The sequence below is a fragment of the Alteromonas sp. D210916BOD_24 genome (assembly GCF_047159385.1).
In the GTDB taxonomy this organism is placed as follows: domain Bacteria; phylum Pseudomonadota; class Gammaproteobacteria; order Enterobacterales; family Alteromonadaceae; genus Alteromonas.
This window is the reverse complement of sequence record NZ_AP038333.1, coordinates 531,631-547,749: the sequence shown is the minus strand read 5'-3', so window position 1 is coordinate 547,749 and position 16,119 is coordinate 531,631. Positions and strand designations below refer to the sequence as shown.

Below are 16,119 nucleotides of genomic sequence, written 5' to 3'. Positions count from 1 at the left end.
TATCTAGCATGCTCCCAAGGCTAGTTGCCCTTGTTCTACTGGTCTCTTTGATACTGTTCGCCATTTCCTTTCACTTTGTCGCAAAGCAAGCCGAGCAGTTACAACAACAATCCCTAGAAGGTCTCGAACAGGATCTCACGTTCATTGTTTACGATACAACCCGGCAACTCGCCGACTTAGCGGCGAACGATATTATTATCAACTCTTTGGTTGATTTAGAACAGCGCAACGCATACCTTCCCATGTTTTTCAGGTCGCTGAATTTGACCCAAGCGAAAAAAGTTGAGTTTGCCCTGTTTGATTTTGCAGGTAATCAAGTTATCGATAAAAACTGGGACGTGACCCTACCAGCATCGTTGGATGCGAAATGGCGTCAGCAAACCTTAGGTTCATCAAACTCTTACTTTTCGGTGTCTCAATATGGCGTATTAATCAGTGTTCCTGTCCTGCTTAGTGGGGTAGCTGAGGGTGCACTTGTTATGTACGTTGACAGTTTACAAGCGCTACTGTCTCCCTACCCTCGCCTGACAAATCAGGTAGTTACTGACGCCAATGATGTGGTGCTGTTTAGCAGTCAGCCTTCATTGATAGCGCCTGACACTAGTTTCGCAGAGTTTAACACCCGTGGTTATTCACTCATGAGCACCTCGTGGCGCAACCTGTCACTTTATAGTGTGAAACCCACAATAACTGCCTACCGAGAAGTCGCATGGATCAGTATTGTTCTGGTTTTAATGATAGTGGGCTTAATACTTATCACGCTGCATATGCTGCGTGTGACGGGCACATTAGCTGAAAATACACTGTCTGCACTATATAGCGATATTAAAGGTAAGCTATCAGGTAGTGAACCTTCCCATTCGACCTCTGCCCGAATAGAAGCTCAGGAACTTGCCAATATACGAGAAGCATTTGACAAACTTATTTGGGATCTCTCTGAAGTCTCGCTATCAAATGAGCAATTCTCAAATGTCTTAGAATCCATGGGAGATATGCTGTTAGTGGTTGATCAAAACCACCACATTATTTTGTCGAATAAGCGTTTTGACGACTTTTGCGCAGAGCAATACGATGAAAAGCCAGCAATAGTGAAGTTTATTACACGCAATTTTATTTCAAAAAACAGGGCCGAACTAACCCACTTTTCAAAAGAGACAGGTACTGAAAAGTACATCTGCTGGACAAAAACGTCACTGGTTGATGTCAATGGCAACCTACGCGGTACTATCTTTGTTGGTAGTGATGAAACTGAACAGCGCTCGCTGGAGAGTCATGTTCAAGTGCTTAATCATGCTATGGATGAAGCGACCGTTTCTATTATCATTTCAGACATCAAACGAGTCGGTCAGCCGGTGATGTATGTCAACAGCGCTTTTGAAAATCTAACTGGCTACAGCAAAAATGAAATCATCGGGCACAACTGCAGAGCGATGCAGGGTGAGGACACAGACAAACACGCTATCGAGAAGGTGCGACGCGCTATTGCCAATCGAGAGCCTATCGAAATTACCCTGCTCAATTACAAGAAAAATGGTGAAGCCTTTTACAACCTACTAAACCTCACTCCCGTTAAAATTAACGGCGAAGTCACTCATTACATTGGCTTTCAGCAAGATGTCACTCAACAGCGTCAAACTGAGCTTTATTTACAGGAAGCCAGAGAAAAAGCGGAAGATTCTGCCCGTTTAAAATCAAGCTTCTTAGCCAGCATGAGTCACGAAATTAGAACTCCCATCCATGGGATATCCGGTGTACTTCAGCTGTTAGAAGTATCTGAACTCAATAGCGATCAAAAACACTACCTCTCTCTGGCCAAATTTAGCATTCAGGGACTACTTCACATTGTAAATGACATTTTAGATTTTTCTAAAATTGAAGCAGGCCAATTGCAAATCGAAGACGCCCCTTTTGACATTATTACTTCATTGGAAAACCTACAGAGCCAATACGCCATTATGTGTCAGGAAAAAGGCTTGGCGCTGCACTTTCACTTTAATTTACAAGGTTGCCATACCGTAAAAGGCGATGAAGTAAGATTCAGACAGATCCTGTCAAACTTACTGGGCAATGCGGTTAAATTCACAGAGTCTGGTAGTATTGATGTGTCCTTCAGTGTAGATAGACTTGCCGACGGGAAACTGCAATTGTCCTGTAGTGTGTCAGATACTGGGATAGGTATTGCGCCAGAGAAACAAGACACCATTTTTGACGTATTTACCCAGGAAGATCTTTCCACCACCCGCAAATTTGGTGGTACGGGATTAGGCTTATCCATCAGTAAACAACTGTGTGAACTTATGGGTGGCAGCATTCAGTTAGAAAGTGAAAAGGGTAAGGGCAGTTCCTTTACTTTCAATATTTTACTGGAAGAAATAGACGAAGCGCTGCCCATTCTCGATACTAGAGCAAAAGAAAAAACGAAAAAGAAAGGCAAGAAGAGCAAAGTGCTAATTGTTGAAGACAACGAAATTAACCAAGTTATCGTAAAGCAACAATTAACTAATCACATCACCTTAAGTGCCAAATCAGGTATAGAAGCGCTGGAGGCACTCAATAAAACCAAAGCCACCTTTGATATTGTATTAATGGATTGTCAGATGCCGGAAATGGATGGCTTTGAAGCCACTAAACGGATCAGAAACGGCGAAGCCGGCGAACGTTATACCTCTGTCCCCATTGTCGCGCTCACTGCTAATGCCATGAAAGGCGACAAGGAACGCTGTGAACAGGCAGGTATGGACGACTACTTAAGTAAACCCTTCGACGCACAGGATCTGGTGGACAAAGTGGAATACTGGACAAGTGTTCGCACCTCTCACAACAAAGATTGACGCACATCAAACTCGTGATACATTCGTGTATAGTATAGTGCCATTGTACTATACAAACTCAAGTGCGATATGCATTTTGTTAGTGAGGTGAAGCTAACACTGTGATCAAAGTTCAACACTACCTTGCAAGTATTTTACTTGCGTTTTTTTCTCTCACAGCAGCCAGTAGTGAAGAGATACTTATGTACAATCTCGGTACATCAGGCAGCTCTGTACCCTATGAAAATGCGGTAGATGAAAATCGCGCTGGTATCTTAGTAGAAATTCTCCCCCTTATCATGGAACGCGCAGGGCTAAAAACTGAGAAAGTAATGCTGTCAACAAAGCGAGCCATGATTGCATTTAATACTGGCAAGCTCGATTTTGATTTTTTCAGTCCCAGTTGGTTGCCAGATGGTGGCGCACAAGGCAACTTCACCTTCTCCACCGCCATATTAACCGTTACTGAATACTTTATTACGCGCCCTGAAGACCAGCACAAGTACCGTGACGTAAAAACCATCTATACCCAACCTATTGGTACGGTGTCTGGCTATGTTTATTATGATGATAACCACTTCGAACGGTTTGATTTTGACTCAGAAAGCGCGTTGATCATGGGACTGGGTAACAAGCTAATTGAGGTCATTATTATGGAGGAAGCGGCATCGCGCTACTGGGCCGCTAAACACAATATCCCCATTGCTCTTGGTCCAATTCATACCCAGGGAGATTTAGCACTTCGCATTCATAACCGGCACCTAGATAAGCTCCCGCGAATCAATGCGGCCATTACCTATTTAAAAGAAACAGGGCAAATTCAAGCCATTCTTGATAAGTACGCGGATTTTTCCTTATAGTCATCGGGTAAACTGGACATCATCTAGTCCTGGATTTGACTGATTTCCAGAATAAAACTCCCCCTGCCTTTGATGCAAAAAAGCCTCGTTGAGGCCACCTCTGCGGCAGCGACTGTATCATCATACACAAGCAGACTAGCCCCATCCCCAGCCAACCTACTGCTCGAAATGTTTCTCCAACCAAATAAATTGCCAATAGGGTCGCCACCAAGGGCTCGAGTAAAGTAATCAAGGTAGCACGACTGGCCTCAACTGTTCTTAAGCCATAGCCAAACAGGACATACCCGCCAAACATGGGAACCAAGGCCATATAAAGTGCCACGGTTGTATTGAGTGGTGTGGCAAAAAGGTGCGCTCCGGTGAAATACAACGAAGGCAATAACAGTAGTGCTGCGCAGCCAAACAGCCCCGCCATAGACGAGGTTGAATGAACACCTGACTGGATAAGCCGCTTTGCTGAGAATGTGTAACCAGCATAAGTAAGACCCGCGACTAACCCCAATAACACACCGATGTAATGGGCCACATTGATATTGTCGCTCCGTATTGACGACGATTTGCCCAGCATCAACAAAGTTACACCTAGCACCCCAAATACAAAACTGGCTGTCCACTTGAAAGAGACCCTCTTGTTCTCAAAAACGAACTCAAGAGCTGCCGCAAAAAGTGGGGCGCTGGCAATGGACACAATTGTGCCTATGGCCACTCCCGACATGCGCATTGAAGAGTAAAAAGCCAATGGGTAAATGGCGACGCATAAACTACCGACTAACAAGATAAGTGGATGCAACCGCAGTTTCGCCACATCGTTTTTTAACTGATTAAAGGCAAAACAGCAAAGCAGTAAACCACATACGCCCATTGCAAACGCTCCTATGGCCAGAGGGCTTATGTTCGGTGCATATTGCGCAGCAGTGCCCGTGGTGCCCCACAGGAAACTTGCCGTTACTATGGCCAATACACCTTTACTGATACTAGTTTTTCCCATTGATTCCTCTCGTGCACTGTCGCATTGTCACAAGAAAAATCTTACTTGGTTTTACGCGATTGTATTTAGGTGCACAGGCGCTTTTCTTTGCCGATTAGACGAAAGTGCGAAGGTAACAAACTAGTATTTAAAAAGGGAAATGCGCATAAAATGCCAAGTTTGGCACTAGATGGCTTGATTTGGAAAAGGTTGGAGTTGGCCGATAAGCCGGGTTCTGTCGTGGGCAATCATTCCTCTAGATCAGCAATCACTCGCTGATTCAAGCAACCTACCCGATCCCCATGCGGGCCACACGTTGAGGGATCCTATTTGGTCTTGCTCCGGGTGGAGTTTACCTTGCCACACTCTGTTACCAGAGGTGCGGTGCGCTCTTACCGCACCCTTTCACCCTTACCGGCATGTCAAACATGCTTAGGCGGTCTTCTCTCTGCTGCACTTGTCGTCGGCTCACGCCGCCCAGACGTTATCTGGCACCCTGCCCTTTGGAGCCCGGACTTTCCTCCCCTTTCTTGCGAAAGCGGCGATTGCCTGGCCAACTCCGCGGCGCATTCTACATGAAGTACCTGGTAATAGCACGCCTATTCAGCCTTCGTCCCTACCTATGCCTTAAAGTAAGTTTATTCAGGGTATTTTTAACGTTTATAAAAAGTGCGGTGTCACATATTAGCTCAGCGTTAATGACACCGCTTTACCCTCTCAACTTACATTAAGGTATGTGTGCAAGAGATGCTTTAATCTCCTCTGCCGTAGGTTTGAGCTGTGCCTTGCCCTCACGTTCACGCTTTCTACCCAAAACGTACAGTAAAGCTGAGGTAATAAACAAAGTTGATGAGGTGCCAATCACCACAGCAAAAACCATAGGAAGCGCAAAACTTTCTACCGCATCTCCACCAAATACGGCCATGGGTAATAGTGCAAGAAGGGTAGTAAGAGAGGTGAATACGGTGCGACTTAACGTACTGTTTACCGCGTCGTTTATGGTGTCAGCTAATGGCTTTTTTGAGTCTAATCGCAATAGTTCGCGAATACGATCTAATACCACCACTTTGTCGTTAATGGAGTAACCAATCAGCGCTAATAGTGCTGCCACAGCAGTTAAGTTAAATTCGACACCGGTCAGGGCAAAAAAGCCAACGGTTTTAGTTAAATCCAGCACAACGGTAAGCAATGCTGCGGTGGCAAAATGTGCTTCAAAACGCGCCCATAGATACACTAACATACCGCCACCGGCGATGAGCAATGCCAAAATAGACAATTCCGCAAAGCCTCCGCTTACTTTGGGTCCCACCATATCGACCTTGTCGAACGTAACTTCACTATCTGCTAGTGTAATCGCCTGTTTCAGACGTTCTGTCTGTTTGGCATTGCTGTTATCACTCGTCTGGCTTGCGCTATTATCGAGCACTGGGGCACGTAGTAAATAATGATGCTCACTGCCATATTCCTGTATGGCCACCTGCTCAAAGCCATTGCTTTGAATAACGTCGCGCAACTCATCAGTGGAAAGCTTTGGTGCAGTTAACTCAATCATGGTTCCCCCTGTAAAGTCCACACCATATTGCAAGCCAGGCTTGGCAAATAAAGCAATAGACAGCAATGTCAGTATCACTGAAACAGTTAGGGCTATCTTGCGCTTGGCTAAAAAGTTAATGCCATCAAGCTTGTCGCTTAACCTTAAAAGTGGAGAGGAAAAACTCAGCGTTGTGCGATCGCGCACCGATTTTTGTTTAATACTGACCACTTTTAACATCAGTATTTTGGTGAGCGCGACTGCTGTAAAAACCGAGGAAACTAATCCAAGCGCGATAGTAATGGCAAATCCCTTTATAGGCCCACTGCCAAACATAAACAGTAAACTGACTGCTATAAGCGTCGTGAAATTTGAGTCGACAATGGTGGCAAACGCTTTGCTAAAACCCACTTCAATAGCACTTGCTGCCGGCCGCCCCTTTTTACTTTCTTCGCGTATGCGTTCGTTAATGAGAATATTGGCATCCACCGCCATCCCCATCGTTAGGATCAATCCTGCTATACCCGGTAAGGTTAGCGTTGCTCCGAACAAGCTCAGTGCCCCGAACACCAACCCCATATTTATACACAAAGCAAAACTCGCAATAGCGCCCCACAGGCCATAAATGGCTATCATAAACGCCAGCACAAATAAGGCCCCTGCCACACCACTCTCAAGGCCTGTTTTAATTGCATCACTGCCTAAGTCTGGGCCAACGGTTCTCTCTTCAATAATTGACAAGGGTACTGGTAATGCACCGGTTCGTAACATAAGCGCTGTATTACTTGCCTCTGGCAAGGTAAATCTTCCGGTAATTTCTCCTCGACCACCTGGGATAGCACTGTTGATAACAGGTGCAGTGATGACCTCGTTGTCCAACACTATTGCCAGTACTCTACCGACATTGTCCCGGGTCATTGCAGCAAACCGCTTAGCGCCAGTGCTGTCCAATCGGAAGGTGACCACAGGCTGTCCCGTTTCACTACTGAGCACACCTGCGGCATCAGTGATATGTTCACCTTCTAGTGCTACTTGTTGTTCAAGGCGGTAACTATTGCCCTGTCCATCTTGCTTGGTCATAACCTGACCAGAACGACTATTGGCCTGCCAATGAAATGTCATTTGCGCTGTGGTGCCTAGCAATCGTTTAACTTGAGTGGGATCCGATACTCCAGGCATTTGGACTAAAATAGCCTCCTTACCTTGTAGGGTTACACTTGGTTCAGTGAGACCCGTCTCGTTAAGACGTTTTCTTACTACCTCAACGCTTCTACTCAATGTATCTTTAAGTAATTTTTCGCGATACAGATTATTCAGCGTTAATACAACAGCATTTTGCTGTATGTCAACGTCCAGCGCATTGGTGCCATTGGGTTGAGCAGATACCTTGAAGACAGCCTCTCTGACGGCTTGGGCATCTTCTGCTTGTCGCAAATGCAAGGCTAGGTGCTGACTGGGCTGCGCATCCTGTGTAGAAGTAGATTTGCTATAGCGAACATCCTGTTCGCGTAATTCACTCAATACATCATTTGAAAAACTATCGAGTTGTTTTTTAAACAGAGCCTGGGTATCCGCTGCCAACAAGAGATGTGAGCCTCCTTGCAAGTCCAGCCCTAACGATAAGGTATTCGCCGAATACCAGTGAGGTAGTTGTTGTTTAATAGGTTGTGGCAAAATATTGGGTAGTGCACTTAACAGGCCCAAAAGGACAATTAGCACATACACAACGCCACGAAATGAAATTCGTGCCATGTAAATCTTCCTGAATATAAAATAATGTAAGGCGCGCTATTGATACAAAGCATCGCCAGTTGCTTTTATTTCAGTAAGTTAGGCGGGGCTCTTGGTAAATGTAGAAAAGCGCGGGCACGCTGAACAACTTGTGTTACAGATAACGAAGGCGCTGGATACTGAGTGGTTGCGGGAAAAACACCTTCGGATACCAATCCCGCCAAATCATCACCGTCATCATCCAGTTGAGCGCCGTTAAATCGCAACGAATAATGGCTACCAACATGATTAAACTGCGCAAGTGGAGATTGCTTCGTTAGCTCGGCCTGAGCCGAAACCCGCTCATATTGAAAGCTAGCTGTCACTACCAGACACAACAACGCCCACACCAACATCAAAGGCGTGTAGGTCGTTATCTTTGCCGTCATCTGACTAGATTTCAATGGGAATTCCTTTTAAGCCCTACGGTGAAGGCTCACTCTAGCAATAATCCCGATATAGATAAGGGAAAACCAAGGATATTTCAAGGCCAGTGAGTGATTTAATGGACCAACTCATGTTTCATTATGGCCGCAAAATCAGGTGAATTCCCGCCAAGAGTACAGTAGCTAAGCGTACAAAAGACGCCTAACTTAATAGAGGTAGAAAGCTTCTACACATTTAAAACTGAAATAAGGATATTTATGAAAACTTTAAGCTTAACGGAATTACAAAACGTAAGTGGAGGGAATAACGCCACTGAGACCTTAACTGCAGGCACTGCTGGAGGCGCACTAGGTGGATTAATGGCAACGGGCACTGCTGCCGGCGCAGCCGCAGGTTCTGCCCTTGGACTCGCCGCGGCATCAAGTTTCCTCATTGGCTACAGTATTGGCAATTACATTGCAGAAAACTCTTCGATTGACGAATGGCTTGCTGAAATGATGCAAAAAGCGGTTGAAGGCATGAACCAATAGTACCCGCCAAATTCCAATGTAAGGAGAATACCAATGAGCAGAACCCAATGGCGGTTTTTCACTATAGCCACTATCCCTTCCACCTTGGTGGTCGTGCTGTTTTTTACTTGGAAATATCACCAACACACTGATGATAGTCTGTTTTGGGCATATATCGTCATTGGTGCCTGCTCTACTTTGGCCTGCAATGGGTTAATCGCTTACTGGTGCTATAAAAACCGTGCCACAATTGACAAGGTCTGCAAAAAGCAATTGTCCCATTAAACAGCGAAAAGAAGAAAGGTAACGTCAGAAGAAATGCGGTAAAGGGGTCATTCAACTCATTGTCGGGTTGGCGTTAACCAATTCTTTAAGTGCTGTGACGCATCAGTGAGTATTGGAAGGAAATCGGTTTTTGAGATAAGCCCAACGCTTCTTCTTGTAAGTTTAATAATATGGATATAAGGTGATTTTTTATGCTGAACAAATAGCTACCGGCGTGAACCGGTAAGGAAACCGTAGCATGACCATCACCGTAGGGATTACACACCATACTGAGTACCATTACGATAAAAATATCACTATGGCACCGCACACATTTCGATTGCGCCCTGCTCCACACAGTCGTACGCCAATAAAAAGCTACTCGTTAAAAGTCTACCCTGAAAATCATTTTATCAATTGGCAGCAAGACCCTTTCGGCAATTACCTTGCACGCGTTGTTTTCCCCGAAAAAACAAAAAAGTTTTGGTTTACCGTCGACCTCGTGGCTGAGCTCACGGTAATAAACCCTTTTGATTTCTTTTTAGAATCTTACGCTGAAACCTTTCCTTTTGAGTATGAAGAACGATTAGCTCGCGATTTAACACCCTATTTAGAAAAAGAAAACGCCTCTGAGGCATTTAAGACCTTGATCCGCAGTCAACGTCCTGAGAAAGCCACAGCCACTGTAGACTTTCTTGTCTCTGTGAATCGTGCCGTCTATGACCTTATTGAATACGGTGTCAGGATGGAGCCAGGGATCCAAAGCATTGACGAGACACTGACCAAAAAAGGCGGTTCCTGTCGCGACTCTGCTTGGTTATTAGTGCAGCTTTTTAGACATCTGGGGCTGGCGTCTCGATTTGTCTCTGGCTATTTAGTTCAACTGGCGCCTGATGAAAAGTCACTCGACGGACCAAGTGGCCCAGAAAAAGACTTTACCGACTTACATGCGTGGTGCGAAGTCTATGTACCGGGTGCTGGCTGGATAGGTCTGGACCCCACATCAGGACTGTTTGCAGGAGAAGGGCACATTCCTTTGGCGTGTACGCCTGAGCCTATGTCGGCCGCTCCAGTAACCGGTGCTATCGATAAATGTGAATCTACCTTCAGCTTTTATAACAAGGTTAAACGACTTCACGAACCACCCAGAGTAACCAAACCGTACAGTGAATCCCAATGGTCAGCCATCAATACTCTGGGTGAAGAAGTGGATCGCCAGCTGCACGAAGCTGGTATTACATTAACCATGGGAGGCGAACCCACCTTCATTTCCATTGACGATATGGAAAGTGAACAATGGAACACTGCCGCTGATGGAATTGAAAAACGCGCATTAGCTCATCGCTTGTTTATGCGCATGGAAAGTGCTTTTAGCCGGGGCGGCTTTCGTCACTACGGACAAGGTAAGTGGTATCCAGGTGAGTCATTACCGCGATGGCAATATGCCTGTTACTGGCGCAAAGACGGCCAAAAGCTGTGGTCCAATCCATCACTTCTTGCCGATATTAATACCTCGACTTCCTTCACCCTGCAAGACAGTAAGCATTTCACCAACCAGCTTGCACACCAGCTTGGTTTGGGCAAAAACGTTGTAGTGACTGCCTATGAAGATGTACTTTATCATCTCTGGCAAGAAGGTAGCTTACCTGAGACACTTTCACTCAAGGCCCCAGAGTTACTTCACGCCATGACCCGCAAAGGCTTTTTGGCCAAGCTAGAGCGGGGACTGGATAAACCCGTTGGCTACATAATCCCACTTGCTTTCGACACACTCTACGATGGCTGGCAAAGCAGTATCTGGTCGTTTAAACGGCAACATTGTTTTCTGCTGCCAGGTGACTCTCCTTTGGGATATCGACTACCGTTAAGTAGCCTTGGACAACCTGAGACCCTGTTTGATAGGGATCCAGTCGATATGGAAGGCGCGTTTACCACACCGAAAGCACAGCGAGGCTATGTAGGCGATCAAGTTGTGCTTACTGCTTTGTGCATTGAAGAACGCGACGGCAAGCTTTTCGTTTTTATGCCTCCTTTAAGTCATTTCGAACATTACGCACAGCTTTTAAATGCCATTGAAGCAGTCGCAGAATCACTCGACATTCCGGTTGTGTTGGAAGGGTATACTCCTCCTTTTGATACCCGAATAGAAAAATTTGCCGTCACCCCTGACCCGGGTGTCATCGAGGTCAACATCCACCCAGCAACGCACTGGCAAGGGTTAGTTGAGCAAACTCATTTACTTTATAACATGGCCAGAGAATGCCGGCTCGGCACCGAAAAATTTATGCTCGACGGGCGTCACGCAGGCACAGGAGGCGGCAATCACGTCACTATGGGTGGTCCGACGCCTTTGCTAAGCCCGTTTTTAAAGCGCCCGGATATTTTGCGTAGTTTCATTACTTACTGGCAGCATCATCCCGGGCTTTCGTATTTGTTTTCAAGTCTATTTATAGGGCCTACAAGTCAGGCACCCCGAGTGGATGAAGCCCGTGACGAAACACTTTACGAACTGGAAATTGCGTTTTCACAAATTCCTGACGGGGAAGTCGCCTCACCATGGTTAGTTGACCGGTTATTGCGTCACCTACTTACCGATTTAACGGGTAACACCCATCGCGCAGAATTTTGCATAGACAAACTATACAACCCCGATTCAGCGACTGGCCGCTTGGGAATTGTTGAGTTTCGCGGTTTCGAAATGCCTCCCCATGCCCGAATGAGCTTGATGCAAATGCTGTTACTGAGAACGCTATTAATGTGGTTTTGGAAACAGCCGTACAAAAAGAAATTGGTGCGTTGGGGCACCGAGCTTCACGACCGATTTATGCTCCCCCACTACGTGAAGCAAGACATTGCACAGGTTTGTCACGATCTCAACGCTGCCAACTTTCCTATTAAGCTCGATTGGTTTGACCCCTTCTTCGAGTTTCGCTTCCCCCACTGCGGCAGCCGCGAAGTCGGCCAGATCAAGCTGGATTTATTTAACGCCATCGAGCCCTGGCACGTCTTAGGTGAAGAAGCCACGGGAAGTGGTACGGCGCGCTATGTAGACAGTTCATTAGAGCGCCTGCAATTAACTGTATCTAACATGCACACCAACCGCTATATTGTATCGTGTAACGGTCGTCGGCTACCTTTGAAAAGCACCCCCATCCGTGGAGAATATATAGCTGGCATACGCTTTAGAGCGTGGCAACCGTCCTCCGCGTTGCACCCTACTATTGGCGTACATGCTCCGTTGGTGTTTGATGTATACGACAGTTGGGCGGGACGTTCCATCGGCGGTTTCACCTACCATGTTAGCCACCCAGGGGGACGCAGTTTCTCGACCATTCCAGTCAATGCATTTGAAGCAGAAGGAAGACGGATAGCCAGATTCTGGGATCATGGCCATACGCCATCTATTACCGCGAATACGCTCCCCGAATGGGCGCCACATTTAGCGACCCAACACGTAACTGACCACCAAGGAAATAGTGACTTTGTATTGCCTCCAGAGGAAACAGAGAATGAAGAATATCCAAATACGCTGGATTTGCGTCGCCCCCCTACACTATAGTTTAGGTGTTGCTCTAATTTATGAATGAAGAATACCCCATGCCGGAATGGCTAAACAGCTATATCACGTCAAGCACAACTCCCTCTGAGAATAAGAGTTTACTAAATACGTTATTCTCACGTTTGGCGGGACTAACCAGTGAGGAGGTCACGTTTAGGGCAAGCGAAATACGCCGATTGATGCGCAACAGTGGTTTTGCCGATATGGATGAACACCAAAATTGGCAACTCGATCCACTTCCCATGTTGATTTCCAGTAAGGACTGGGGAACAATTAGTCGCGGTATAGTGCAACGTGTACATCTTCTTAATAAGGTATTACTCGATTTAAACGGTGACAAACATACACTGACCAACGGTGTATTTTCAACCGAACGCTTAATGAGACACCCTTATTACCTACCTGAAAGCCACACTATTGAATCGCTTAACAGAGGTTTATTTTTGTGCGCATTTGATATAGCTCAAGACACTAACGGCGAGTACTTCATATTGAATGATCACTGCCAATTTCCCAGGGGACTGGGCTTACTTCTGGAAAACAGAATTGTCGCCAGAAGAGTCATGAGTGAAGAATTCGCCGAATGTGGTGTACAACGAATAGCTGGCTTTTTCGAGCAACTTCAGCAAGCCATTAGTGAGGAAGTGGCTACGATCAATGACCCGAGAATTGTTATCTTGTGTCGCGGTGCCGATGATCAATATTATTCAGAACAAGCATATCTGGCGACCTATATGGGCTATACACTGGTACGCAGCGCCGACCTGACGGTAAGAAAAGGCCAGGTCTGGTTGAAAGCGTTAGATGGCTTGCGCAAAGTTGACGTAATATTACGCTGGATTGAAGACAGGTTTCTAGATTCGCTGGAGCAAGTAGATTATTCCACATTTGGTATACCGGGCTTACTGCACGCTGTACGTACAAAGAACGTTGTATTACTTAATCCCATTGGCAATGGCGTCATTCAAATACCCGCGATTAAAAACAATTTGCACAAAGCCTGTGAATTTTTTAACAACGAGCCGTTATATTTGCGTCAACAGGAAATATACACACTTGATGCAATTGCTGAAGCTGATTGGCCACAACACGAATTATTAAGTGTTGTCGATCCAGAATTTAAAGCTGACGGCGCAAAAGATATCGCAAAAATCAAAGCAATCTATCAACGACAGGATACGGCAGACTGGTATTGGCGAAAAAAAATCACGCTTTCCCACGCTCCCTTTTGGCACGAGTCTGGTCTTAAAAGCAAGCCAATTATTTTGCGCTGTTATGCACTTTATTCTCAGCAACAAGTTTATATTTTACCATCGGCTATGTGTTTTACCCCCAGCGCGGCTCGCGTAAATGGGATAACCGAAATAAAAGACACCTGGGTAGAAACCATCGGGCCATCGCATGAACGTCCTCCAACTATTCCTAAATCACTTCAGTCTGACGCTGACTTGGCGTTGGTCGAAGGTTTGTTGCCCAGCAGAACGGCTGAAAACCTGTTTTGGCTGGGCTGTGCTGTAGAGCGAAGTGAGAATGTTATTCGCCTGGTACGGGTGTTCATAGACAAATTTACCGAATTGGCCATATATCCTGACGCAGCGCATAAAAATGCCCTTTTGAAAGTAAAAGCCGGATTAGAAAACCAGGCTTTAATTTACCCTTACCAAAGTAATGTGGCTCCTGTTAAAGACAACGACGGGTCAGGAGGCCATAAGGAACTGGTCGTGACCTTGATGAAAGACAGCAATTTCTCAGGTGGGCTTAGTAGTAGCATTAATATGGTGGTACAAAGTGCGCTTCAGGTAAGGGAGTTACTCTCCTACGACAGTTTGAGGATCATCGAGAGTCTCGAAGAAGAATACCACGGGTTTGCCATGCTCAATGAACAGACCCCCACCCACAGACTGCAAAGTATACTCGACAAATTGATTGGCCTGATTATGGCGTTTAACGGCTCCATTCAGGACAGCCTGTCAAAGAGTAATGGGGCATTCATGATAGAAATTGGTCGACGCCTTGAACGAAGCAAGCAACTGGTTGCTATGGTTCAAAACCTACTTCAACTACCACTTCCCGAGGCAGAGCAGCAAAACATTTTAGAAATAGTCCTTCTTGCTCAGGTCAGTGCGATCACCCATAGACGCCGATATCGCGCATTTCAAAGTATTGAAACCGGTCTGGAACTATTACTTTTAGACGCTGAATACCCTCGCTCACTAGCACATCAGATACAGAAAATTACAGGGTTATGTGAAAGTTTACCCGTGAATGCTAAGCCCGGCTTTCTCAGTACCACCGAAAAGATTCTGCTGCAGCTAAAGGCAAGCTTTGCATTGGCCGACAGGCAAACGCTAAGTGTTAATACAGCACAATCACCGTCTGGACTGGTTGCGTTACTGAAAAGTGTGACTGCGCAACTGCAAAAATTCAGCGAGATGATGCAAACCCAATATTTCAGTCACACTAAACCCGCGTCCCACCTTCACTGGTCAGGACTTGGCACCAGTGCCCCAGTTATCGTCGAAAAACCACTTGCTGAAAGCGTAACTAGTAGTACAAAAGCCGCAAGCGACAGTGAGGGACAATCATGAAATATGTGATCCGTCACGTAACGACGTACAAATACTCCGACAAAGTGAGTTTGACGCAAAACCACGCGCGCTTAACACCTCTGAATACCGCTCACCAACGTAACCTAAGTGCCAGTGTGACCATTATTCCTGAGCCTGACTATCAGACTGAGTTCAAAGATTATTTTGACAACACGGTTACTGTATTTGAAATTCCAACGCTTCATGAAGAAATGCAAGTTATCGCCACCAGCGAAGTGGAAATACAAGGCATACCAATGCAAGGACTGTTCGCTCATCATACCAACTGGGAAAGCGTGAAAGAGCAAATTCGTTATCCTGTCGACTCACTGATGTTAAACGCACAATTTTTCAGTATTCCAACTCGTTTAACCCAAGCGAATCAAGCGATACTTGACTATACCTTAAGCTCGTTTACCCCGAACCGCCCTATTGTAGAGGCCTGCGATGAGCTGATGGAGCGCATATTTAACGACTTTACTTTTGATCCGGCATTTTCAACGATCAATACCCCTGTTAGTCATGTGTTTGAACACAAGCGAGGAGTCTGTCAGGACTATGCACACCTAACGTTAACCTGTTTAAGAAGTATTGGATTAGCTGCGCGTTATGTGAGCGGCTATATCGAAACCATTCCCCCTCCTGGACAAGAAAAACTGACCGGAGCGGATGCTACCCATGCGTGGGTATCGCTTTTTGTGCCGGGTTCCGGCTGGATAGATTACGACCCAACTAACAATTTGAAACCCTACGACCAGCACGTTACGTTAGCTGTCGGACGCGATTTTGCAGATATCACCCCGCTTAAAGGCATTATGTTTGGTGGGGGAAATCAGGTTCTAGACGTTTCAGTGGATATGAATAGAGGATAGAA

Annotated in this window: 10 protein-coding genes and 1 other RNA gene; 7 read left to right on the top strand and 4 right to left on the bottom strand. The window is 45.9% G+C overall.

Features of this window, described 5'->3' with window-relative positions; all coding sequences use genetic code 11:
• The first annotated feature begins 8 nt into the window (after positions 1-8).
• On the top strand, positions 9-2,831 hold the full coding sequence (locus ACMCM8_RS02440) for an ATP-binding protein (RefSeq protein ID WP_412725103.1): 2,823 nt from the start codon (positions 9-11) through the stop codon (positions 2,829-2,831).
• Between the two features lie 101 nt (positions 2,832-2,932).
• A complete protein-coding gene (locus ACMCM8_RS02435) occupies positions 2,933-3,670 on the top strand; it encodes a substrate-binding periplasmic protein (RefSeq protein WP_412725101.1) in 738 nt (245 codons plus the stop codon).
• 19 nt (positions 3,671-3,689) lie between these two features.
• Here the strand turns inward: ACMCM8_RS02435 and ACMCM8_RS02430 are convergent, their stop codons facing one another.
• The 4 genes from ACMCM8_RS02430 to ACMCM8_RS02415 all read right to left on the bottom strand — a co-directional run bounded on the left by ACMCM8_RS02430 (position 3,690) and on the right by ACMCM8_RS02415 (position 8,342).
• Positions 3,690-4,658: a DMT family transporter gene (locus tag ACMCM8_RS02430; RefSeq protein WP_412725099.1), complete on the bottom strand. Its 969-nt coding sequence runs from the start codon at positions 4,656-4,658 to the stop codon at positions 3,690-3,692.
• Positions 4,659-4,845: 187 nt separating this feature from the next.
• An RNA gene (rnpB, locus tag ACMCM8_RS02425) (RNase P RNA component class A) lies at positions 4,846-5,198 on the bottom strand.
• 166 nt (positions 5,199-5,364) lie between these two features.
• Entirely contained in the window at positions 5,365-7,920 is a 2,556-nt protein-coding gene (gene secD / locus ACMCM8_RS02420) for a protein translocase subunit SecD (RefSeq protein WP_412725097.1), read from the bottom strand.
• 65 nt (positions 7,921-7,985) lie between these two features.
• Positions 7,986-8,342 (bottom strand): hypothetical protein, encoded by a 357-nt coding sequence (locus tag ACMCM8_RS02415; RefSeq protein ID WP_412725095.1) that lies wholly within the window; start codon positions 8,340-8,342, stop codon positions 7,986-7,988.
• A 240-nt stretch (positions 8,343-8,582) separates the two neighbouring features.
• Between ACMCM8_RS02415 and ACMCM8_RS02410 the strand changes: the two genes are divergently transcribed.
• The 5 genes from ACMCM8_RS02410 to ACMCM8_RS02390 all read left to right on the top strand — a co-directional run bounded on the left by ACMCM8_RS02410 (position 8,583) and on the right by ACMCM8_RS02390 (position 16,117).
• The gene (locus tag ACMCM8_RS02410) at positions 8,583-8,855 is read left to right on the top strand and encodes a bacteriocin (protein ID WP_412725093.1); all 273 of its coding nucleotides are present in this window, start codon (positions 8,583-8,585) and stop codon (positions 8,853-8,855) included.
• 33 nt (positions 8,856-8,888) lie between these two features.
• Entirely contained in the window at positions 8,889-9,119 is a 231-nt protein-coding gene (locus ACMCM8_RS02405; protein WP_412725091.1) for a hypothetical protein, read from the top strand.
• Positions 9,120-9,357: 238 nt separating this feature from the next.
• Positions 9,358-12,657 carry a DUF2126 domain-containing protein gene (locus ACMCM8_RS02400; RefSeq protein WP_412725089.1) on the top strand — a complete coding sequence of 1,100 codons (3,300 nt, stop codon included), beginning with the start codon at positions 9,358-9,360 and terminating at the stop codon, positions 12,655-12,657.
• Positions 12,658-12,677: 20 nt separating this feature from the next.
• A complete protein-coding gene (locus ACMCM8_RS02395) occupies positions 12,678-15,245 on the top strand; it encodes a circularly permuted type 2 ATP-grasp protein (protein ID WP_412725087.1) in 2,568 nt (855 codons plus the stop codon).
• Entirely contained in the window at positions 15,242-16,117 is an 876-nt protein-coding gene (locus ACMCM8_RS02390; protein WP_412725085.1) for a transglutaminase family protein, read from the top strand. Before ACMCM8_RS02395 ends, ACMCM8_RS02390 begins: the two co-directional genes overlap by 4 nt.
• Positions 16,118-16,119 lie beyond the last annotated feature (2 nt).

Bases quoted from the DNA above. Each gene is read 5' to 3' on its own strand.
- ACMCM8_RS02440 (WP_412725103.1), top strand. From the start codon at position 9: ATGCTCCCAAGGCTAGTTGCCCTTGTTCTACTGGTCTCTTTGATACTG.
- ACMCM8_RS02430 (WP_412725099.1), bottom strand. From the start codon at position 4,658: ATGGGAAAAACTAGTATCAGTAAAGGTGTATTGGCCATAGTAACGGCA.
- secD (WP_412725097.1), bottom strand. From the start codon at position 7,920: ATGGCACGAATTTCATTTCGTGGCGTTGTGTATGTGCTAATTGTCCTT.
- ACMCM8_RS02410 (WP_412725093.1), top strand. From the start codon at position 8,583: ATGAAAACTTTAAGCTTAACGGAATTACAAAACGTAAGTGGAGGGAAT.
- ACMCM8_RS02405 (WP_412725091.1), top strand. From the start codon at position 8,889: ATGAGCAGAACCCAATGGCGGTTTTTCACTATAGCCACTATCCCTTCC.
- ACMCM8_RS02400 (WP_412725089.1), top strand. From the start codon at position 9,358: ATGACCATCACCGTAGGGATTACACACCATACTGAGTACCATTACGAT.
- ACMCM8_RS02395 (WP_412725087.1), top strand. From the start codon at position 12,678: ATGAATGAAGAATACCCCATGCCGGAATGGCTAAACAGCTATATCACG.
- ACMCM8_RS02390 (WP_412725085.1), top strand. From the start codon at position 15,242: ATGAAATATGTGATCCGTCACGTAACGACGTACAAATACTCCGACAAA.